Below are 21,355 nucleotides of genomic sequence, written 5' to 3'. Positions count from 1 at the left end.
AATAGGTGCATCCATGCAGATTTCGGTAAATGAGTTCCTGACACCCCGCCACATTGATGTGCAGGTTGTCAGTCCAACCCGCGCCAAGATCACTCTCGAGCCTCTCGAGCGTGGTTTCGGCCACACCCTGGGCAACGCGCTGCGCCGCATCCTGTTGTCCTCAATGCCCGGCTGTGCAGTAGTCGAGGCCGAGATTGACGGTGTGCTCCACGAGTACAGCGCCATCGAAGGTGTACAGGAAGACGTAATTGAAATCCTGTTGAACCTTAAAGGTCTGGCTATCAAGCTGCACGGTCGTGACGAAGTTACGCTGACCTTGTCGAAGAAGGGTTCGGGGGTGGTTACCGCTGCCGATATTCAGCTGGATCATGATGTCGAGATCGTTAATCCCGATCACGTAATCGCTAACCTGGCGTCTAACGGCGCCCTGAACATGAAGCTCACTGTAGCTCGTGGTCGTGGTTATGAACCGGCCGACTCGCGTCAGAGCGATGAAGACGAAAGCCGCAGCATCGGTCGCTTGCAGCTTGACTCTTCGTTCAGCCCGGTTCGCCGTATCGCATACGTGGTGGAAAACGCCCGTGTCGAGCAGCGTACTAACCTGGACAAGCTGGTTATTGATCTGGAAACCAACGGTACCCTGGATCCTGAAGAGGCTATCCGTCGTGCTGCAACCATCCTGCAACAGCAGTTGGCTGCGTTCGTCGACCTCAAAGGTGACAGTGAGCCAGTGGTAATCGAGCAAGAAGACGAGATCGATCCGATCCTGCTTCGCCCGGTTGACGATCTGGAACTGACTGTACGTTCGGCTAACTGCCTTAAGGCGGAAAACATTTACTACATCGGCGACCTGATTCAGCGCACCGAAGTAGAACTGTTGAAGACTCCGAACCTGGGCAAGAAATCCTTGACTGAAATCAAGGACGTTCTGGCCTCCCGCGGTCTGTCCCTCGGCATGCGCCTCGACAACTGGCCGCCTGCAAGTCTTAAGAAGGACGACAAGGCGACTGCCTGATCGTCGTAATCACCGAACGTGAGTTTGGTAAGGAATGAACCATGCGTCATCGTAAAAGTGGTCGTCACCTGAGCCGTACCAGCTCGCACCGCAAGGCCATGTTTCAAAACATGGCGGTGTCGCTGTTCGAGCACGAGCTGATCAAAACTACACTGCCGAAAGCCAAAGAACTGCGTCGCGTTGCTGAGCCGCTGATCACTTTGGCCAAGACAGACAGCCTGGCTAACCGCCGTCTGGCCTTCGACCGTACTCGTTCGAAAGCCATCGTTGGTAAGCTCTTCAACGACCTGGGCAAGCGTTACGCTACCCGTGAGGGTGGCTACCTGCGCATCCTCAAGTGCGGTTTCCGCGCTGGTGACAACGCGCCTATGGCGTACGTTGAGCTGATCGATCGTCCAGTTGGCGGTGAAGCTGTATCCGCTGAGTAAGACGTCAGTCTGTAACGAAGAACCGGGCCTAGTGCCCGGTTTTTTGTGGCCGTCATATTAGATAATTTCTATCGATAGACATTATTTAATGAATTTGATGGTGTCATGTCGATGGCCAATACTCCCTCTCAGCCGATTAGCCGGCAGTTCAAAGACTGACAGAGGGAAGATTGAGCATGAGCCAGAATAAAACGCTTACTACAGCCAGTGGCGCTCCTGTCGCCGATAACCAGAATTCCCGTTCCGCCGGCCCACGAGGCCCGCTGCTGCTCGACGATTTTCACCTGATCGAGAAGCTTGCCCACTTCAATCGCGAAAACATCCCCGAACGCCGTGTCCACGCCAAAGGTTCGGGTGCTTACGGTACATTCACTGTGACCCGCGATATCACTCAATACACCAGCGCCAAGCTGTTCGAATCTGTCGGCAAGCAAACCCCGACCTTCCTGCGCTTCTCTACCGTAGGCGGTGAGCGCGGTTCGGCTGACACCGAGCGTGATCCGCGTGGTTTTGCCTTGAAGTTCTATACCGAAGAAGGCAATTGGGACATTGTTGGCAACAACACTCCAGTGTTCTTCATCCGTGACCCGCTGAAATTCCCTGATTTTATCCACACCCAAAAACGTCTGCCGCAAAGCAATCTGAAAAGCGCGCAGATGATGTGGGATTTCTGGTCGCATTCGCCTGAGGCGCTGCACCAGGTCACCATCCTGTTCTCGGATCGCGGGATCCCGGACGGCTACCGTCATATGCACGGATTTGGCAGTCACACCTACAGCCTGATCAGCGCCAGGGGCGAGCGGCATTGGGTCAAGTGGCACTACAAAACCAGGCAGGGCATCAAGAACCTGGCGCCGGCAGAAGCCGCACGTCTGGCCGGTACCGATCCGGACTACGCCCAGCGCGACCTGTTCGGCGCAATCGAGCGCGGTGACTTCCCGAAATGGCGCGTGTGTATCCAGATCATGACCGAGGCCCAAGCCGCGGCGCACTACGAGAACCCGTTTGACGTGACCAAGACCTGGTCGCAGAAAGAGTTTCCGCTGATCGAAGTGGGCGAGCTGGAACTGAACCGCAACCCGCAGAACTACTTCGCTGAAGTCGAGCAGGCGGCCTTTGGTCCTGGCAATATGGTGCCGGGTGTTGGTCTGTCACCGGACCGCATGCTGCAAGGTCGCGTGTTTGCCTACGCTGATGCCCACCGCTACCGTGTCGGCACCAATCACCAGCAATTGCCGGTGAATGCCCCGCGCAGTCAGGTCAACAGCTACCAGCGCGATGGTTCCATGGCGTTTGGCAGCAATGGCGGTGCAGCGCCGAACTACGAGCCGAACAGCTACGCGCAATCACCGAAACAGGCACCGCGCTACGCGGAACCTGCTTTGGCCTTGAGCGGTGCTGCTGATCGTTACGATCATCGCGAAGATACTGACTACTACAGCCACGCAGGTGCACTGTTCCGGCTGATGAGTGATGAGCAGAAAACCCTGCTCGTCAACAACATCGCTGGCGCGATGGCCGGGGTTTCCGGCGACGTCGTTGACCGTCAGTTGCAGCATTTCTTCAAGGCCGATCCGGCGTATGGAGAAGCAATCGCAAAGGTGTTGGGCGTACAGCTTAACTAAGTCTAAACAAGAAGCAGAACCGCCCTCATTTGGGCGGTTTTAGCGTTATTTAAACTGATTTTCTCAGAATATCTTCGCTTTTATCGCGTCGGGCGAGTGACCTTCCGGTCAGCTTGGTTCAAACTACAGACTTTCAAGCAGGGAGATGTAGGGCGATGCAAGGCCACCCAGACGTAATCGATTACCTCAACACGTTGCTGACCGGCGAATTGGCGGCGCGTGATCAATATTTCATCCATTCGCGGATGTATGAGGACTGGGGCTTCACCGAGCTCTACGAGCGCATCAATCACGAGATGGAAGAAGAGACCCAGCACGCTGATGCCTTGATGCGTCGGATCCTGATGCTCGAAGGCACGCCGCGCATGCGTGCGGATGATCTGGACGTCGGCACCACGGTGCCTGACATGCTAGCCGCCGACCTGCGTCTGGAATACAAGGTACGTGCTGCGCTGTGCAAGGGCATCGAGCTCTGCGAACTGCACAAGGACTACGTCACTCGCGAGATTTTGCGCATTCAGTTGGCCGACACCGAAGAAGATCACACCTACTGGCTTGAGAAACAGTTGGGCCTGATCAAACTGGTGGGTCTGGAGAATTACCTGCAATCGCAGTTCTGAATCTGGCCGGTGCTTCGCAACGGATCGCGAGCAATCGAGCGTCGACCGACTGCTCCTACAAGAGCGAGCTTGCTCGCGATAGCGGCCTGACAGATACAAAAAAGCCCCTGTCACCGATCAAGTGACAGGGGCTTTTTCATTGGGCTCAGGCTCTGTCGCGTTCCAGCAGCGGCTTCAGGTAGTAGCCGGTGTAGGACTGTTCCATCTGCGCCACTTCCTCGGGGGTGCCGACAGCAATGATCTGTCCACCTTTGGAGCCACCTTCAGGCCCCAGGTCCACCAGCCAGTCGGCAGTCTTGATCACGTCCAGGTTGTGTTCGATCACCACCACGGTGTTGCCGTGGTCGCGCAGACGATGCAGTACATCGAGTAGTTGCTGGATATCGGCGAAGTGCAGACCGGTGGTCGGCTCGTCGAGGATATACAGGGTTTTGCCGGTATCGCGCTTGGACAATTCGCGGGACAGCTTGACCCGCTGCGCCTCGCCACCGGACAGGGTGGTTGCCGATTGCCCCAGCTTGATATACGAAAGACCCACGTCCATCAGCGTTTGCAGCTTGCGCGCCAGCGCCGGAACCGCATCGAAGAACACGCGTGCTTCTTCGATGGTCATTTCCAGCGTTTCGTGGATGCTCTTGCCCTTGTACTTGATCTCAAGGGTTTCGCGGTTGTAACGCTTGCTCTTGCAGACGTCACACGGCACGTAGATGTCCGGCAGAAAGTGCATCTCCACCTTGATCAGACCATCGCCCTGACAGGCCTCGCAACGCCCGCCCTTCACGTTGAAGGAGAAGCGCCCGGGACCGTAGCCACGTGAGCGCGATTCCGGTACGCCAGCAAACAACTCACGAATCGGCGTGAACAACCCGGTATAGGTCGCCGGGTTCGAGCGCGGCGTTCGGCCGATCGGGCTTTGGTCGATATCCACCACTTTGTCCAGATGCTGCAGGCCGTCGATGCTGTCGTGAGCCGACGCCTCAAGGGTAGTTGCACCATTGAGTGCCGTGGCGCTGAGCGGAAACAGCGTATTGTTGATCAGCGTCGATTTTCCCGAGCCGGATACGCCGGTGACACAGGTCAGCAGGCCGATCGGGATATCCAGATCAACATCGCGCAGGTTGTTGCCACGAGCGCCCTTGAGCGACAGCGAGAGCTTCTTGTTGCGCGGGGTACGGTTGGCTGGAACTTTGATCTTCACTCGGCCGGACAGGTACTTGCCGGTCAGCGAGTCAGGGTGGGCCATGACTTCGGCCGGTGTACCTTCGGCGACGATATGCCCGCCATGCACGCCAGCGCCGGGGCCGATGTCCACGACGTAGTCGGCCAGGCGAATCGCGTCTTCGTCGTGCTCGACCACGATCACCGTGTTGCCGATATCCCGCAGATGTTTCAGGGTGCCGAGCAGTCGATCGTTATCGCGCTGATGCAAACCAATCGACGGTTCATCGAGAATGTACAGCACCCCGACCAGGCCGGCACCGATCTGGCTGGCCAGGCGAATACGCTGGGCCTCACCGCCGGACAAGGTGTCGGCACTGCGATCGAGGGACAGATAGTCGAGACCGACGTTGACCAGGAACTGCAAGCGCTCGCGGATTTCCTTGAGAATCTTGTCGGCAATTTCGCCACGTCGCCCGGTCAGTTTCAGTACACCAAAATATTCGCACGCATCGCCAATCGGCAGATTGGTCACTGCCGGCAGGGTCTTCTCGCCAACCCACACATGACGCGCCTCGCGACGCAGTCGGGTGCCGCGGCAGTCCGGGCACGGTTGGGTGCTGAGGAACCTGGCCAGCTCTTCTCGCACGGAGGCCGACTCGGTTTCACGGTAGCGACGATCCAGGTTCGGCACGATGCCTTCGAACGGGTGCGAGCGTTTGACGATATCGCCACGGTCATTCAGGTACTTGAAATCGACGTTCTGTGAACCGCTGCCATGCAGGATGACTTTCTGCTGATCCGCCGGTAGTTCATTGAACGGCACTTCCAGGCTGAACTTGTAGTGCGAGGCCAGGGAACCGAGCATCTGGAAGTAATAAACGTTACGCCGGTCCCAGCCGCGAATCGCGCCCTCGGCCAGCGTCAACTCGCCATTGACCAGTCGCTTGATATCGAAGAACTGCTTCACCCCCAAACCATCACAGGTCGGGCAGGCGCCTGCTGGATTGTTGAAGGAGAACAGCTTGGGTTCGAGTTCGCTGATGGCGTGGCCGCAGATCGGGCAGGCGAAGCGCGCGGAGAAGATGATTTCTTCGCCCGGCTCATCGTCCATGGGTGCGACCAGGGCAATACCGTCGGCGAGTTTCAGGGCGGTTTCGAACGATTCAGCCAGACGCTGCTGCAGATCGGGGCGAACCTTGAAGCGGTCGACCACCACGTCGATCGAATGCTTCTTCTGTTTATCGAGTTTGGGCAGTTCATCCAGCTCGCAGAGCCTGCCGTTGACCCGGGCGCGCACGAAGCCTTGGGCCCGCAGCTCTTCGAACACCGACAGATGCTCGCCTTTGCGCTCGCGAATCACTGGCGCCAGCAACATCAATTTGCTGCCTTCGGGCTGTGCCAGGACCAGGTCGACCATCTGGCTGACGGTCTGCGCCTCCAGCGGGATGTCGTGGTCCGGGCAGCGTGGAATACCGACGCGGGCGTAAAGCAGGCGCAGGTAGTCGTAGATTTCGGTGATGGTGCCGACGGTCGAGCGCGGGTTGTGCGAGGTCGACTTTTGTTCGATGGAGATCGCCGGTGACAGACCTTCAATGGTGTCGACGTCGGGCTTTTCCATCATCGACAGAAACTGCCGGGCGTAGGCCGACAGCGACTCGACATAGCGGCGTTGTCCCTCGGCATACAGCGTGTCGAAAGCCAGGGACGATTTGCCGGATCCGGACAGGCCGGTGATGACGATCAGTTTGTCCCGTGGCAGGGTCAGGTCGATATTCTTCAGGTTGTGGGTTCGGGCCCCACGTATCAGGATCTTGTCCAAAAGTGGCCTCGCTCGGCGGGCGTCGAAAACGTAGCAGTATACGGCCAAATACTGGATGGATGCACACTATCAAATGAGGGCATCGCAGCTTCCTATGATAGCGGCGCGGAGCAAGCTCGCGACAAAGCGTCGCCATGTACCCTCTCAATCGATGGGACTGGTAGAATCGCCGCCGGTTCACATGAGGTTTATCCATGCACGATCCCCACAGCGAACGCATGAGTGGCAGCGAGACCCGCGCAGCAAGCGGTCTGGCCCTGGTGTTCGCCTTCCGTATGCTTGGCATGTTCATGGTGTTGCCGGTACTGGCGACCTATGGAATGGATCTGGCAGGAGCGACCCCGGCCCTCATCGGGCTGGCGATAGGCGCTTACGGCTTGACCCAGGCACTCTTTCAGATTCCGTTCGGATTCATTTCCGACCGCATTGGTCGGCGCCCGGTGATTTATCTCGGGCTGATCGTCTTTGCTCTCGGCAGTATGCTGGCGGCCAATGCCGATTCGATCTGGGGCGTGATCGCCGGACGAATCCTGCAAGGCGCCGGGGCGATTTCCGCGGCGGTCATGGCTTTGTTGTCAGACCTGACCCGCGAACAGCACCGCACCAAAGCCATGGCCATGATCGGCATGACGATTGGCCTGTCGTTCGCGGTCGCCATGGTGGTCGGACCGTTGCTGACCCGCGCATTCGGTTTGTCGGGGCTGTTTCTGGCCACCGGCGCGATGGCGCTGATAGGCATTGCGATCGTCATGTTCATGGTGCCGCGCGCAACCGGGCCGTTGCAGCACCGCGAATCGGGTGTGGCCCGTCAGGCCTTGGGGCCGACCTTGCGCCATCCCGACCTGCTGCGCCTGGATCTGGGGATTTTTGTGTTGCACGCGATGTTGATGTCCAGCTTCGTCGCCTTGCCGCTGGCCCTGGTGGAAAAGGCCGGGTTGCCTAAAGAAGAGCATTGGTGGGTCTACCTGACGGCGTTGTTGATTTCCTTCTTCGCGATGATCCCGTTCATCATCTATGGCGAGAAGAAACGCAAAATGAAACGAGTTTTACTCGGTGCCGTCGGTACGCTGATGCTCACTGAGCTATTCTTCTGGCAGTTCGGCGACAGCTTGCGGGCTCTGGTGATGGGGACGGTGGTGTTTTTCACCGCGTTCAATCTGCTGGAAGCCTCCTTGCCATCGCTGATCAGCAAGGTTTCACCGGCGGGTGGCAAGGGCACGGCCATGGGGGTTTATTCCACCAGCCAGTTTCTCGGGTCGGCGGCGGGCGGGATTCTCGGCGGCTGGTTGTTCCAGCACGGCGGTCTGTCGGTTGTGTTCCTGGGATGTGCCGGGCTGGCTGCACTTTGGTTGGTCTTTGCTGTTACCATGCGCGAACCACCTTACGTTACGAGTCTGCGCTTGCCGTTATCCCCTGAAGCCATCCGCGAATCAGGTTTGACCGAGCGTTTAAAGGCCGTTGTTGGGGTAACAGATGCAGTGGTGGTGGCCGAAGAGGCCGCCATTTATATCAAATTGGACACCGAACTATTGGATCGTACGACCCTCGAGCGCCTGGTCAACAACCCGGCGCCGGCAACGTGCGAAGCCTAGGAGAACGTTATGGCCCGTGGGGTTAACAAAGTCATATTGGTCGGCACTTGCGGCCAGGATCCCGAAGTTCGCTACTTGCCTAACGGTAACGCCGTGACCAACCTGAGTCTGGCGACCAGCGAACAGTGGACCGACAAGCAAACCGGTCAGAAGGTCGAGAAGACCGAATGGCACCGTGTGTCGATGTTCGGCAAAGTGGCCGAAATTGCCGGCGAATACCTGCGTAAAGGTTCGCAGGTCTACATTGAAGGCAAACTGCAGACCCGCGAGTGGGAAAAAGACGGTATCAAGCGTTACACCACTGAAATCGTGGTCGACATGCAAGGCACCATGCAACTGCTGGGCGGCCGTCCGCAACAGGGTGACCAACAAGGCGGGGGCAATAACTACCAGCAGTCCGCCCCGGCTCCACGCCAACAAGCTCCGCGTCCACAGCAGTCGGCACCGCAACAGTCGCGCCCGGCCCCACAGCAGGCAGCTGCGCAGCCAGCTCCGGATTTCGATAGCTTTGATGACGATATCCCGTTCTAGGGAGTCGTAGAGACTTTTCAAAATCGTAAACATTAGAAGCGAAGCCATTGATCTGGCTTCGCTTTTTTGTTGGCGCTGTTAACTGGATAAAGTGGTCACATTGGCCCGCACCGAGTGCAGTTTCTTGTAGCTATCGATCAACCGCAGGTGCCTGTCGAGCCCCTCCAGTTTCATGCTGGTTGGTGTCAAGCCATGGAAGCGCACGCCGCCGTCCACGGACCCGATCGCTGCGTCCATCCGCTCGTTGCCAAACATCCGGCGGAAGTTGGCCTCGTAGTCTTCCAGTTCCAGATCCTCGTCCAGCTTCATCTCCAGCACCACATTCACGGCCTGGTAAAACAAACCGCGCTCGACCGTGTTGTCGTTGTACTGCAGGAAGGTTTCCACCGCTTCTTTAGCCTCGTCATATTGCTGCAGGGCGAGATAAATCAGCAGCTTCAACTCCAGGATCGTCAGCTGACCCCAAGCGGTATTGTCGTCAAATTCGATGCCGATCAAGGTGGTGATATCGGTGTAATCGTCCAGCTCACTTTCTACCAGACGCTCAACCAGCGCTTGCAGGTCGGTATCGTCCAATCGATGCAAGTTCAGGATATCGGTACGGAAGAAAAGCGCTTTGTTGGTGTTATCCCAGATCAGATCGTCTACCGGATAAATTTCCGAATAGTCCGGCACCAGAATGCGGCAGGCCTTTGCGCCGATATGCTCATACACCGCCATGTACACTTCTTTGCCCATGTCTTCGAGAATGCCGAACAACGTTGCGGCTTCCTCGGTATTCGAGTTTTCACCCTGGCCAGAGAAGTCCCACTCAACGAATTCGTAATCCGACCTGGCACTGAAGAAGCGCCACGACACCACGCCGCTGGAATCGATGAAGTGCTCGACGAAGTTATTCGGCTCCGTTACTGCGTGACCTTCAAAAGTCGGCTGTGGCAGATCGTTGAGGCCTTCGAAACTGCGGCCCTGCAGCAATTCCGTCAAGCTGCGTTCCAGCGCTACTTCCAGGCTAGGGTGCGCACCGAACGAGGCAAACACACCGCCGGTACGCGGGTTCATCAGGGTGACGCACATCACCGGGAATTCGCCGCCCAGGGACGCATCTTTAACCAGTACGGGGAAGCCCTGCTCTTCCAGCGCCTGGATACCGGCCTGAATCCCGGGGTATTTCGCCAGCACTTCGGCCGGCACATCCGGCAGTGCAAATTCACCTTCGATGATTTCGCGTTTTACCGCGCGTTCGAAGATCTCCGACAGGCACTGCACCTGGGCTTCGGCCAGCGTGTTACCGGCACTCATGCCGTTGCTGAGGAACAGGTTTTCGATCAGGTTGGACGGGAAATACACCACCTCACCGTCCGACTGGCGCACGTACGGCAGCGAGCAGATTCCGCGCTCTTCATTGCCGGAGTTGGTATCGATCAGATGGGAGCCACGCAGCTCGCCGTCACGGTTGTAAATCTTCAGGCAGTATTCGTCGAGAATTTCAGTCGGCAGCGCATCCTTGCGGCCAGGCTTGAACCAGCGTTCATCCGGATAATGCACAAACGGCGCGTTGGCGATGCCTTCGCCCCAGAACTGGTCGTTGTAGAAAAAATTACAGTTCAGACGCTCGATAAACTCGCCCAGCGCCGACGCCAACGCGCCTTCTTTGGTCGCGCCCTTGCCATTGGTGAAACACATCGGCGAGTGCGCATCGCGGATGTGCAGTGACCACACATTGGGAACAATATTGCGCCACGAAGCGATTTCAATCTTCATGCCCAGGTCCGCCAGAATGGCTGACATATTGGCGATGGTCTGCTCCAACGGCAGGTCCTTGCCCGCGATATAGGTGCCGGCCTCTGACGTCGCCTCTGAATTAGAAGCAGGCATCAGCAACGCCTGGGCATCGGCGTCAAGGTTTTCCACCTCTTCGATCACAAACTCAGGCCCGGCTTGCACCACTTTTTTCACGGTGCAACGGTCGATGGAGCGCAGAATGCCCTGGCGGTCCTTGTCGCAGATATCCGCTGGCAACTCGACCTGAATCTTGAAAATCTGGTTGTAGCGGTTTTCCGGATCAACAATGTTGTTCTGCGACAGGCGGATGTTATCGGTGGGAATACTGCGAGTGTCGCAGTACAACTTCACGAAATAAGCCGCACACAAAGCCGATGAGGCCAGAAAGTAATCGAACGGACCAGGTGCCGAGCCATCGCCCTTATAGCGGATAGGTTGATCGGCCACCACCGTGAAGTCATCGAACTTTGCTTCAAGCCGAAGGTTGTCGAGAAAGTTGACCTTGATTTCCATGGGGGATTACCAGAATAACGGGCTAGACGAATTGGCCGCCATTATCCGGCTTTTCAGTCGTAAGTCTTGTGGTTGTCTAGTCCTGAACCTGGTTTACAGCTGTTTCCAGCCTGACGCCCGATGTACGGCACCGGGCCTTTTTTATGAGCGATGAATGGCTCAGTCGAGTATCAGATGCGGCAAAAACCGGCTCGAATCCTTGGTGATCAAGCTGTTGTCTTCACGCACACCGATTCCAGCCGCCTGATCGCCGATCACCCAGGACCCGACCAGCGTGTAGCTATCGCCGAACTGCGGCAACGGCGCGAATTCTTGAAGGATATAAGGCGCGTCCGTGTAGGGCCCGTCTTCTTTTACGATCAGACCGTCGGCGGTTTGCAGCTCGATGTTGGCGCCTTCTCGGGAAAAGAACGGCTTGCGCACCCAACCCTTGGGTACCGCTTTGCCCGGGTCGGCATCCAGGTGCGCCGCAAGCAGGTTCGGGTGACCTTTGTTGAACTCCCAAAGCAGCGGCAGGATGCCCTTGTTGGAAATGATCGACTTCCAGGCCGGTTCGAAAAACTGTGTGTCGCTCTGGGCAATCGCCACGCCGAAGGGTTCGTGGAACATGAATTCCCAGGCGTGTAGCTTGAACAGGTGAGGAATCCAGCGTTCCTCGAGATCGACGAAACGTCCCTCGCTGTTGAGGCCGATGTCCTCGATATCGATGTGCCGTGATTCGATGCCGACCTTTTCCGCGATCAGGCGCAAGTAGTCGGTCGTGCCCTTGTCTTCGACCGAGTCTTTCATCGAGGCGAAATAAAAGGGCTGTTTGAGCTGTAGCTGAGCAAAAGCCTGATGCAGCCTGGTGTCGATGCTGTTGAACTGGTCGGCATGCCCGGGCAGCATGCCGCGCTCAATGCATTGCTCCAGCCAGCCCCACTGAAACGCCGCGGCCTCATACAGGCTGGTGGGCGTGTCGTAGTTGAGTTCCAGCAACTTGGCGGGTTCGCTGCCGTTGTAGGAAAAGTCCATGCGTCCGTAAAGGTGCGGATGGCCTTCGAGCCATGAAGTGCGAATCATGTCGAAGAACGGCGCGGGAATGCTCAAGCGCTGCAGCAGTTCTTCGCTCTGAACCACCCGGGCCACCAGGTCCATGCACATCTCATGAATTTCGGTGGTCGGATCTTCGAGATCGTTCTCGATCTGCTTGAGCGTGAACTGGTAATACGCGCTCTCGTCCCAATAGGGTTCGTCGTCGATGGTATGGAACAGAAAGCCAAGACTTTCGGCCGTCTGTTTCCAGTCATGACGCTCTGCGCAGAGGATCTTCTTCATGGCGCTCGTTCCTTAACTGCTCGATCGGCCAGAGCTGCTCGAACCGCCCCAGCCGCTGCGTGCGCTGGCCTGACTGCCGAAACCGCCACGGGAGGTGGACGATGTAACCTTGCTGCTCGGCTTGGTGGTTGAGGTGCTGTAGCCCGTGCCGTACTTCGCCTGATTGGACTTGGTAAAGGTCGAGCCCGAGGCAATTCGTTGATTGAGCGTTGAGGATGAGAAGCCACCGCGCGAATCACGATGGCGATAGACCGGCTCGGAGAAGTAGCTCGAGCGGTTACTGCTCAGCATGTTGCCGATCAGCAGCCCTGTCAGCAGGCTGCTGCCGGAGAACCCCGAGCCTCCAGCGTTTGCTTCCGAGGCCGGCAATTGCGCCTTGGCAGCGTCCACCTGGGATTGCGTGACCTGGCCATCGGCGGTCAGTTCGAACCCGCCAAGCTTGGGAATGAACTTGCCGGCGGAATCCTGCTGGCACCAGTCGGCGACAAAGTCGGCGTCGCAATCGGCCTGGCTGTCGTATACCGGCGCGATGCGTCGGTGCTCAGCCATGGCCGTCATGTAGGCGTCAGAGCAGACGTCCACCGGGAGCTTCTCATCGGCGCACTGCTGTACGGACTGGAAGTTGTACTTTTTCTGCAACGGGTAGGTTTTTTCCGCCGGTTCACAGCCTGATATCGCCATGGCGACTGACGCCGCCAGAGAGAGCTGAACGTACTTGCTTCGTTTCATCGAGGGCTCCGTAGCGCGATCAGTTCGGGGATGGGGTCATGCACGCGGCGTTCAACATGCCGACGCTGATGGCCACCGCGGCCACGTAGATGCCTGCAGCAATTTCACCTTTGCGGATGCGTTCGGGGGCGCCTTTGAGCACCAGGCTGGTCAGCAGGAATGCCAACAGTTGAACAACCGCTGCAATCAACGCCCAGACCACGAAGTCCAGAATGCTGACCGAATAGGCAATCACGTTACTGGCCGGAATGGCGAAACCGATGATGGCGCCCGCCAGGGCAATCGCTGCCGCGACGTTGCCGGAGCGGATCAGCTCGAACTCTTTGTGCGGAGTGATTCGGGTGTAGACGAACTGGAACAAGGCGAACAGCAGGGCGGCACCGAGGAGGTACGAAACAAACCCAAGCACGGCGGCTTTGTTCAGCGAAGTGGAGAGCGCTTCAAGCATGGACGTTTTCCTTTTTAAAGAGTGTTCAGGTCGGTTGTGTACAGCGAAATACCCAGCGAAGTGCTCAAACTGATGCTGCCATCAGCGTCTTCTTCGACGGAAAACAGCAGGAATTCCCGCCGGTCGGTCAGGCCGGTTTCGCGGGCGTACAGCATCGAGCGGTGCTCAATGGTGTAGGACTCATCCGGATTGCTGACGCGTTCGCTGAGGGATACCAACTCCGTTTGTCCTTCCTCGGTGCCCCACTCGCGGGTGTATTCGACACCTTCGTGGTTGTAGGTCGGTAGCCCGATCAGGCTGTTCGGACCCGCCAGCCGACGAAGCTCGGCTTCACTGTTGATGGTCACGTAGCTGAGGTAATTGAACAGAATCACCGACTCGACCTGGCCGGCGATGTCGCCGGTGGTATGCACTTGCAGCCAGTAGTCTTCGTCGTTCATGTAATAGCGTGACAACCAGTTCGACTGCCCGAGATCGACGTTACCAACGCTCCAGATCTGCTGGGAGCCAGGAATGCTCACGGCGGTTTTTTCGTCGAGCAGCAGCTTCAGGGTGGCGTCGAACATCACGGCCTTGCCCTGCGCCAGGCCGAGCGGACCGGTGAGCGGCACACTGGCGTTGGCTTTCGGGGCCTCAAGCCCCATCAGCTGTTTAAACCATCCCATTGGTGATTTCCTTGAGGCGGGTGGACGCGATGTAGAAGAGTTCGCCGCCCTGAATGCGAGTGGCGCCGGGCGGATTGATCGAAGGTTGTCGGGCGCCCTTGGCGCGATAGCCGATGAGGGTGGCGTTGTGGCGTTCTTTCATCTGCGCGTACAGATCGCCGAACGTTGCCTCGTAGGTCTCGGGCAGCTTCATCAGGTATTGGGTTGCGCCTTGGCCCACGCACAGCAATTCGTTGATGACCACTGACGAGCCGGGATCCTGAGAGGCGCGCACCAGCATCTCGATGGCCATGCTCGAGGTGCATTCCAGGTTGGGGGCGTAGGAGCTGGCGAGGGCGGCGATTTCGCTTTCATTGAAGTGGGCGACCACATGCCCGGCAGGGTTCAGTTGATTGACCGCCAGCACGGTGGCCAGGGTCAGATCGTCCGAATGGGTTCGCACCAGGACGCGCTCGGCGCCAGGCACGCCGGCGCGCAGTAAAAGCGCGGCGGCGGACAGGCTTTCGCCTTTGATAAATGCCGCTTTGCCCGGCATGGGGTTTTCTTCAAGGTCGCAATCGCAAATGACGATCAGGTTGTCGCTGGAGGTTTCGTCCTGAAGCAATAATTCAATGACCCGCTCGCTGGACGAGCCTTCCCAGCCGATTAGAACCGTATGGCCGACCTTGCCGGTGAAATCGCCTTTGCCCTTCATGCCTTTTCTCCATACATCGATGACGCTGCTGGTGGTTTTGCCGATGACTGCCGTCAGCAGCGCAATGCCCCCGAGCATGACCCAGGTAGCCACGAAAATTCGTCCCGCCGATGTCTGTGGCGCGAGATCGCCATAGCCGACGGTCAGCGTGGTGGTGAGGTAGAAGTAGATAAACGTGGCGGGGGGCGTGAGGTGTTGTTCGCCCAGCAATACCAGGCCCAGATAGGCCGTGACGATGTGTATGCCCAAGGCAATGGCCAGGCCCGCCCAGCCAAATTTATGGAAAAAGGACGACGCGTATGCGCGCAATAAAAGAAAAATCGACATTTCGTCCCTGGCTCCTTGGGTTGACTCAATCCTGGCGAAGTAACCGCCCCGGATCTGAAAGCTCAAATGCGTTTACCGGACGGCATTAAACCTGCTGCGCGGCGCAGATAGAAGTACCTTCGCTGCAATAAATCCGGCGAATGCACCAAAGATATGTCCTTCGAATGAAGTGCCGTGACGGGGAAGGAAGCCAAAGATCAATCCGCTATAGAGCAGGACCACGACGCTGGCGGCGATCAGATTGCCCCAGCTTTTCTGGAACCAGGCGCGCCACAGGATATATGCCCACAGCCCGAACACCCAGGCGCTGGCGCCAATGTGCGAGCCGGGAAAGCCGAACAGCCAGACAAGCGAACCACCCAGCAGAATGATAATCGCGCTGACGGTAATGAACCGGTTGAGCCCTTCGACGATGACCAGCGTGCCCAGCATCAGAAAGGGAATCAGGTTTGCGCCCAGATGGGCAAAGGAGCCATGCAAGAAAGGCGAGGTGATGATGCCTGTCAGGCCGTGGAGTGTTCTCGGAACCAGGCCGAATGCAACGAGGTGGTTGCCGGTCGCAGCATTCAGCAGCTGCACCGCAACCATGAAGATGGCCAGGCCGGCGATTATCTTGAAGCCCTTCAGGGTATCCATTCTTGCCCTCGACTCGGCAGCCGGTAAGTTAAGCCGCAGAACCTGTGGGAGCGTGGCTTGCCCGCGAAGAACGATGACGCGTAATGCCTGAAAAACCGCGGTGTTTTCTTCGCGGGCAAGTCGGATCGCCGCACCGCCGCTCCCACAAGATATCGTCGTGTTACCTGGTGGTTACTCGGCCGATTTTTTCTTCAGGCGGTCCAGGATCGCGCTGGCGCTGCCCTGGTCCGGGGTAATGCCGGCCTCGCGCAGCTTGCGCTCCAGGTCGGTGCCGGTCGATGCGTCGGCCAACTCATCGTGGGCTTCCAGCTCGGCAGCGCGTTGCTGCTGCTTGGCCTGGAGGCGATTCAGGGTGCCGACAGCCGTTTCCAGCTTGCCGTTGGCGCCGCCACTGGCGATCGAGGCGCTGACCTGGGCTTTTTGTACGCTCTCCCGGGCCTTGGCCATATCCACTTGTTGGCGCAGGCTTTTGATGCGGCTTTCGGCTTTGCTGATGTCTTTACGCATTTTCTCTGCGTAAGCGCCGAATTCGCTGCTCTGCTTTTGCTCGGCATCGAGTTCGTTGGTCAGGGTCGAAATGGCTTCGGCCACTTCCAGCGCCAGATCTTCACGGTTGGCCTGGATCGCGGCCATGGCCTTGGACTCCAGGTCCTTGATCTTGGCGTTGTACTCGCCCACGCGATCGGTCGAGAGTTTGTGCTTGGCCATAATGGTGACCAGCTCACGCTTGGCGTTGGCCAAGGCGCCGTCGGCGTCGCGGATTTCCTGATCGAGGATGCGCAGGGCCTGTTGGTCGGCGATGGCTTCGCCGACTTCGCTGGCGCCGCCGCGCAGCGCGGTGAACAATTTGCTCCAGATGGACTGAGTCATTGGATATTTCCTGTTCCCGAAAAATTAAATGAAGAAGCGTTCAAAGGCTTCGCTGGCGCGCTGGACGTTGTCGACGAGGATTTTGACCTCGGTGACGACGTTGGTCAGGCTGGAGTCGGAGCTCAGTGCGCCGAACATGTTGTAGACGGTCTGCCCGTTCGGCATGGATTCGATGCCAATCGAGGACAGCGGGAACATTTCCCGGCTGCGCAGTACGGCATCATTGAATGCCTGCACGTCGTTGATCGATTCGAGGTCGACCAGGACGGTGTCGACAATGATCTGTTCGCCAACGACCGCGATGTAAATCGGCAAGCCACCGAAATCGTTCATTTCCAGCTTGATGCTGGGTTCCGAGCCCTGGACGAGGGACAGGGTGATGTCGTTCGAGACCACGTCATCAAGGGCCTGAAGGGCGCTGAAGAGGCGATCGATGTTCCAGTTGTTACCTGCGCTCATGTAATCCTCCGACATGAATGAGCCAGCCAGAATCGGTTGGCGTAGCTGTTTCTCCATCTGCTTGAGCAGGCTTCGGTTTTCGGGAAGCACCCAAGTCTCGTGTTTCACATAACCGGCGGCAGCCAGGCCCGCGCGCATCTGCTTCATATAAAAGCTGGATGGTTTTTTCGCGGACGGTTTCGAGCGCTCTCCCTTTTGGCTCTCTGATGCAGTAACGGGCTCGGCGGGCGAACCTGATGGAGAGCGGTTTTTCATGCAGTGACTCCGTTGTAAAAAAATCTCACGCGTGAGAAACACTACAGGTAATTTTTACAATCATCAATAGCTCACGCGTGAGCTGCACCGCGACAGGAAAAATGGCCCGCAGCGCTAAAACGCGGTGGGCCATCGGGTCGGATCAGCCTTTGGCAAACGCCTTCATGTTGGCAGCCAGGAAATCGTTGGTGGACACCACGCTTGCATAGGCAAAGCCCAGTGCCGACATGAAGGCGGCATGCACGTAGGCGGCCGGAACGGTAAGGCCATTGAACTCAAGATCACGAGTGGCACAGGCGTCGTGGATCACCATGACCTTGTAGCCAAGGTCGGCCGCGGCTCGAGTAATGCCATCGACGCACATGTGGCTCATGTTGCCGACGATCACCAGGTTCTCGATGTCCTGCTGGTCGAGGATTGACTGTAGTTCGGTTTCGCGGAACGAGTTGACGAAGTGTTTGAGCACCACCGGCTCGTCGGCGCGGTTGATGACTTTAGGGTGCAGGTACGCGCCTTCAGAGCCAGGGGTGAAGAACGGCGCTGCGTCGCAGGTGAATTCATGGCGGATGTGCACCACCGCGTCACCGGCATCGCGAAAGGCCTGAATCAGCCGTGCGGCGTTGTCGGCGGCGGCTTCGACGCCCACCAGCGGCCATTTTCCGTGGGGAAAGTAGTCGTTCTGGATATCGACTACGATGAGTGCTTGCTTGGCCATGGGTGTTTCCTCGGAAGTGTTTGTGTGGAATCAAGTATTGGGTCTGGTCGGCCGTTCGAGGATTGGCCGCACCGACAATAGAAGGGGGAAAACTGACAATGGGCGTAGAACGCGCAGTCGTCGAATTGGGCGTGCTGATCTATCCCGGCGCGCAGATGGCGGCGGTACATGGCTTGACCGATCTGTTTGGTGTGGCAAACCGCATTGCTGCCGAACATCAGGCTACGCAACTGCCGCTGCTGCGGGTCAGTCACTGGCGCGCAGATGCCTTTGAGGCGCCGGTGCGGGTCTTCGACAGTCATCCGGGGCCTGATCAGGCGTTGATGGCGGTGCTCATCCCGCCGTCGATTGCCGGCTTTTCTGCCGGTCAGGCGCCGTCAGCGGTGATCCACTGGATTCGCCAGCAACACGCCAGCGGTGCGACCCTCGGCGGGGTGTGCGTGGGTTCTATTCTGATGGCCGAAAGCGGTTTGCTGAATGGCCGCAGCGCGACCACTCACTGGACCTCGGCGAAACAATTCGCCGAGCGTTACCCGGCGGTCAAACTCAACGCCGACAAGCCTATTGTCGATGACGGTGACCTGATCACCACTGCGGGCCTCATGGCGTGGGCCGAACTGGGTTTGCGCCTGGTGGACCGTCTGCTCGGGCCGAGCATTGCGACCAGCACTGCGCGGTTTCTGGTGGTCGAGCACAGCGACAGTGCGAGCCAGTGCGGCAGTAACTTTGCGCCGATACTCGGCCATGGCGACCCGACGATTCTCAAGGTCCAGCATTGGCTGCAAGGTAACGGTGCGGTGGAAGTCTCGCTGGCCGCGATGGCGCAGCAGGCCGGGCTGGAAGAGCGCACCTTCCTGCGGCGCTTTCGGACGGCGACCGGGCTGAAACCCACCGAATACTGTCAGCACCTGCGAGTCGGCAAGGCCCGGGAGATGCTTGAGTTCACCAACGCTACCATCGACCATATTGCCTGGACCGTCGGCTACCAGGATCCGAGCGCTTTTCGCGCGACCTTCAAAAAGATCACCGGTCTTGCCCCCAGCGATTACCGGACCCGCTTCGGCGTCAGTGCGCCAGCGGTGGCGGCGAGGGTGGAACAGGGCTGAAACACGTATCGTGCAAAATGCGCTGCCCACGACAGTGGTCGTGCAAAATAAAACAGGCCAAATGCCAGTAGCCGCCCATCAACCCGCTGATCTGGGGGCGTGTTGTCACCTGCCTTATTGGCCTGATCCCTGCAGACATCAGGGAATACTCATTACGCGCATTGCCAGAGGGGGAACGCATGACCCCGGCACAACGCAAGAAACTGGTGGTCGCCCATTCGGTCCGACCCCAGGCACCGCTGCATGAAGTCGAAACCAACCGTGCGCTGGCGCGATGGTTGGCGCAGATTCTCGGGCTCAAGTTCGGCGGCAGTTATGACGTCGAGCGACACGCCACTCGCGACCTTTATCTGGTGCCGACGCAAACTATCGTCGGCGCCGAGGGCGCAAGGCAGTTTGGGCTCAAGGGCCCGGATGACCTGTGGGGCGGTTATGTCGAGCACGCCTTTATCTGCACCAAAGCCATTACCCATGGGCTGTTGAATAAAGACGCGGTAGCGCCCGAGGGCTGGTCGCCGCTGTTTTGCGAAAGAGTTCGCACCGTGGTGCTGGACGGCATCAGCGTCTTTTCGCTGAGGGATGCGCGGCCAGCGGCAAGCCATCTGCTCTATAGCGGCCCGATCCGGATGAAACCGATTCACGCCTGCGCGGGTCGTGGTCAGAAAGTTATCAACAGCCTCGACCAATTCGATGAAGTCGTTGCCCGGCCTGATGCCGCGAAGCTATTCAGCGAGGGTGTGGTACTCGAGCAGGATCTGCACAACGTCATGACCCACAGCGTCGGCCAGACTTCTATCGCCGGCAAACTCTTGAGCTATTGCGGCGAGCAGTACCTGACCGAAGACGGCCAGGGTGAAGAGGTCTACGGCGGCTCTGACTTGCTGGTGGTGCAGGGCGGTTATGACGATTTGCTCGCCCTTGAACTGCCGGATGACGTGCGTCTGGCGATCCGCCAGGCGCGAGTGTTCGATGCGGCGGCGGACGAGGCTTATCCGACGTTCTTCGCGTCGCGGCGCAATTACGACATTGCCCAAGGGATGGATGCCGATGGCCATAGTCGCAGCGGCGTGCTGGAGCAGTCATGGCGCATGGGTGGCGCCAGCAGCGCGGAAGTGGCGGCGCTACAGGCATTCGTCAACGATCCTTCGATGCGCGCGATCAGGGTGTCTTCGGTGGAGACCTATACTGATCAGGCATTGCCGGCGGATGCGATCGAAGTGTTCCGGGGCCCGGCTCAATGCAGTGATTTCCTTCTCAAGTACGTAACGGTTAAATCCTATGACGGCTAGAAGCGAAACGATTCAGATCGATATCGACAATGAACAGATGAGCGGGACCTTTCTCAGCCCCAAATCGAAAGTCCCGGGAGTATTGTTTGTGCATGGCTGGGGCGGCAGTCAGGAGCGGGATCTTGAACGGGCCAAGGGCATCGCCGGCTTGGGTTGCGTGTGCCTGACGTTCGACTTGCGCGGCCATGCCGGTAACGGTATTGCGCTGTCGCAGGTCTCCCGCGAAGACAACCTGCGTGACCTGCTCGCCGCCTATGACCGCTTGCTGGCGCACCCGGCGCTCGACACCTCGGCGGTTGCGGTCGTCGGCACCAGTTATGGCGGTTATCTGGCGAGCATCCTGACCTCGTTGCGGCCGGTGCGCTGGCTGGCGCTGAGAGTCCCGGCGCTGTACCGCGATGACCTGTGGCACACCCCCAAGCGCGATCTGGATAAAGCCGATTTGCTCGATTACCGCAGCAGCCGGGTGAATGCCGCAAGCAATCGTGCGCTGCATGCGTGTGCGGCGTTTACCGGGGATGTGTTGATCGTTGAATCCGAACACGATGAGTACGTGCCCCACGCGACCATCATGAGTTATCGCGCGGCCTGTCAGCAGACTCACTCGCTGACTCACCGGATCATCGATAGCGCCGATCATGCCCTGAGCGATCCGGTTTCCCAACAGGCCTACACCTCGATTCTGGTGAACTGGGTTACCGAGATGGTGGTGGGCGAGCGGTTGAGCATCATTCAGTCGCAATGAGGTGCGATTATTCG

General features: G+C 58.3%; 20 protein-coding genes. 9 read left to right on the top strand and 11 right to left on the bottom strand.

Features of this window, described 5'->3' with window-relative positions:
- Positions 1-13 precede the first annotated feature (13 nt).
- The 4 genes from AC3I0A_RS24220 (at position 14) to bfr (ending at position 3,688) form a co-directional block, all read left to right on the top strand.
- Entirely contained in the window at positions 14-1,015 is a 1,002-nt protein-coding gene (locus AC3I0A_RS24220) for a DNA-directed RNA polymerase subunit alpha (protein ID WP_003176403.1), read from the top strand.
- Positions 1,016-1,056: 41 nt separating this feature from the next.
- Positions 1,057-1,443, top strand: coding sequence for a 50S ribosomal protein L17 (gene rplQ, locus AC3I0A_RS24215; protein ID WP_003210053.1), 387 nt, complete (start codon positions 1,057-1,059; stop codon positions 1,441-1,443).
- Positions 1,444-1,619: 176 nt separating this feature from the next.
- Positions 1,620-3,068: a catalase gene (locus AC3I0A_RS24210; RefSeq protein WP_489375084.1), complete on the top strand. Its 1,449-nt coding sequence runs from the start codon at positions 1,620-1,622 to the stop codon at positions 3,066-3,068.
- A 155-nt stretch (positions 3,069-3,223) separates the two neighbouring features.
- On the top strand, positions 3,224-3,688 hold the full coding sequence (gene bfr, locus AC3I0A_RS24205) for a bacterioferritin (protein WP_489375083.1): 465 nt from the start codon (positions 3,224-3,226) through the stop codon (positions 3,686-3,688).
- A gap of 145 nt (positions 3,689-3,833) precedes the next feature.
- Here the strand turns inward: bfr and uvrA are convergent, their stop codons facing one another.
- Positions 3,834-6,668: an excinuclease ABC subunit UvrA gene (gene uvrA / locus AC3I0A_RS24200; protein WP_489375082.1), complete on the bottom strand. Its 2,835-nt coding sequence runs from the start codon at positions 6,666-6,668 to the stop codon at positions 3,834-3,836.
- Positions 6,669-6,862: 194 nt separating this feature from the next.
- Here uvrA and AC3I0A_RS24195 point away from each other — a divergent pair, with 194 nt between their 5' ends.
- Together AC3I0A_RS24195 and AC3I0A_RS24190 are read left to right on the top strand one after the other, a co-directional pair.
- Positions 6,863-8,260, top strand: coding sequence for an MFS transporter (locus AC3I0A_RS24195; protein WP_489375081.1), 1,398 nt, complete (start codon positions 6,863-6,865; stop codon positions 8,258-8,260).
- Between the two features lie 9 nt (positions 8,261-8,269).
- Positions 8,270-8,791 carry a single-stranded DNA-binding protein gene (locus tag AC3I0A_RS24190; protein WP_489375080.1) on the top strand — a complete coding sequence of 174 codons (522 nt, stop codon included), beginning with the start codon at positions 8,270-8,272 and terminating at the stop codon, positions 8,789-8,791.
- A 78-nt stretch (positions 8,792-8,869) separates the two neighbouring features.
- On the opposite strand, the gene AC3I0A_RS24185 is transcribed toward AC3I0A_RS24190, so the two are convergent.
- The 10 genes from AC3I0A_RS24185 to AC3I0A_RS24140 all read right to left on the bottom strand — a co-directional run bounded on the left by AC3I0A_RS24185 (position 8,870) and on the right by AC3I0A_RS24140 (position 18,201).
- Positions 8,870-11,086: an OsmC domain/YcaO domain-containing protein gene (locus AC3I0A_RS24185; protein ID WP_489375079.1), complete on the bottom strand. Its 2,217-nt coding sequence runs from the start codon at positions 11,084-11,086 to the stop codon at positions 8,870-8,872.
- Between the two features lie 159 nt (positions 11,087-11,245).
- Positions 11,246-12,403, bottom strand: coding sequence for a glutathionylspermidine synthase family protein (locus tag AC3I0A_RS24180; RefSeq protein ID WP_489375078.1), 1,158 nt, complete (start codon positions 12,401-12,403; stop codon positions 11,246-11,248).
- A gap of 12 nt (positions 12,404-12,415) precedes the next feature.
- Positions 12,416-13,132: a DUF1190 domain-containing protein gene (locus tag AC3I0A_RS24175; protein WP_489375077.1), complete on the bottom strand. Its 717-nt coding sequence runs from the start codon at positions 13,130-13,132 to the stop codon at positions 12,416-12,418.
- Between the two features lie 19 nt (positions 13,133-13,151).
- Positions 13,152-13,580: a DUF350 domain-containing protein gene (locus AC3I0A_RS24170; RefSeq protein WP_489375076.1), complete on the bottom strand. Its 429-nt coding sequence runs from the start codon at positions 13,578-13,580 to the stop codon at positions 13,152-13,154.
- Between the two features lie 14 nt (positions 13,581-13,594).
- The gene (locus AC3I0A_RS24165) at positions 13,595-14,245 is read right to left on the bottom strand and encodes a DUF2491 family protein (protein WP_489375075.1); all 651 of its coding nucleotides are present in this window, start codon (positions 14,243-14,245) and stop codon (positions 13,595-13,597) included.
- Entirely contained in the window at positions 14,232-15,266 is a 1,035-nt protein-coding gene (locus AC3I0A_RS24160; RefSeq protein WP_489375074.1) for a potassium channel family protein, read from the bottom strand. The genes AC3I0A_RS24165 and AC3I0A_RS24160 overlap by 14 nt, the downstream gene beginning before the upstream one ends.
- A 72-nt stretch (positions 15,267-15,338) precedes the next feature.
- Entirely contained in the window at positions 15,339-15,902 is a 564-nt protein-coding gene (locus AC3I0A_RS24155; RefSeq protein WP_489375073.1) for a rhomboid family intramembrane serine protease, read from the bottom strand.
- 171 nt (positions 15,903-16,073) lie between these two features.
- The gene (locus AC3I0A_RS24150) at positions 16,074-16,772 is read right to left on the bottom strand and encodes a PspA/IM30 family protein (RefSeq protein ID WP_489375072.1); all 699 of its coding nucleotides are present in this window, start codon (positions 16,770-16,772) and stop codon (positions 16,074-16,076) included.
- A gap of 24 nt (positions 16,773-16,796) precedes the next feature.
- On the bottom strand, positions 16,797-17,378 hold the full coding sequence (locus tag AC3I0A_RS24145; protein ID WP_489375071.1) for a YjfI family protein: 582 nt from the start codon (positions 17,376-17,378) through the stop codon (positions 16,797-16,799).
- 250 nt (positions 17,379-17,628) lie between these two features.
- Positions 17,629-18,201: a cysteine hydrolase family protein gene (locus AC3I0A_RS24140; protein WP_489375070.1), complete on the bottom strand. Its 573-nt coding sequence runs from the start codon at positions 18,199-18,201 to the stop codon at positions 17,629-17,631.
- Positions 18,202-18,299: 98 nt separating this feature from the next.
- On the opposite strand from AC3I0A_RS24140, the gene AC3I0A_RS24135 reads away from it, so the two are divergent.
- The 3 genes from AC3I0A_RS24135 to AC3I0A_RS24125 all read left to right on the top strand — a co-directional run bounded on the left by AC3I0A_RS24135 (position 18,300) and on the right by AC3I0A_RS24125 (position 21,341).
- Positions 18,300-19,307, top strand: a complete 1,008-nt coding sequence (locus AC3I0A_RS24135) for a GlxA family transcriptional regulator (protein WP_489375069.1) — start codon at positions 18,300-18,302, stop codon at positions 19,305-19,307.
- Positions 19,308-19,486: 179 nt separating this feature from the next.
- The gene (locus AC3I0A_RS24130) at positions 19,487-20,596 is read left to right on the top strand and encodes a DUF3182 family protein (RefSeq protein ID WP_489375068.1); all 1,110 of its coding nucleotides are present in this window, start codon (positions 19,487-19,489) and stop codon (positions 20,594-20,596) included.
- On the top strand, positions 20,586-21,341 hold the full coding sequence (locus AC3I0A_RS24125) for an alpha/beta hydrolase family protein (protein WP_489375067.1): 756 nt from the start codon (positions 20,586-20,588) through the stop codon (positions 21,339-21,341). The genes AC3I0A_RS24130 and AC3I0A_RS24125 overlap by 11 nt, the downstream gene beginning before the upstream one ends.
- The last annotated feature ends 14 nt before the right edge of the window (positions 21,342-21,355 follow it).

This window comes from Pseudomonas sp. KH_024_B2, assembly GCF_057839965.1.
The sequence above is the reverse complement of the archived record's forward strand: the minus strand, read 5'-3'. Positions and strand labels throughout refer to the sequence as shown.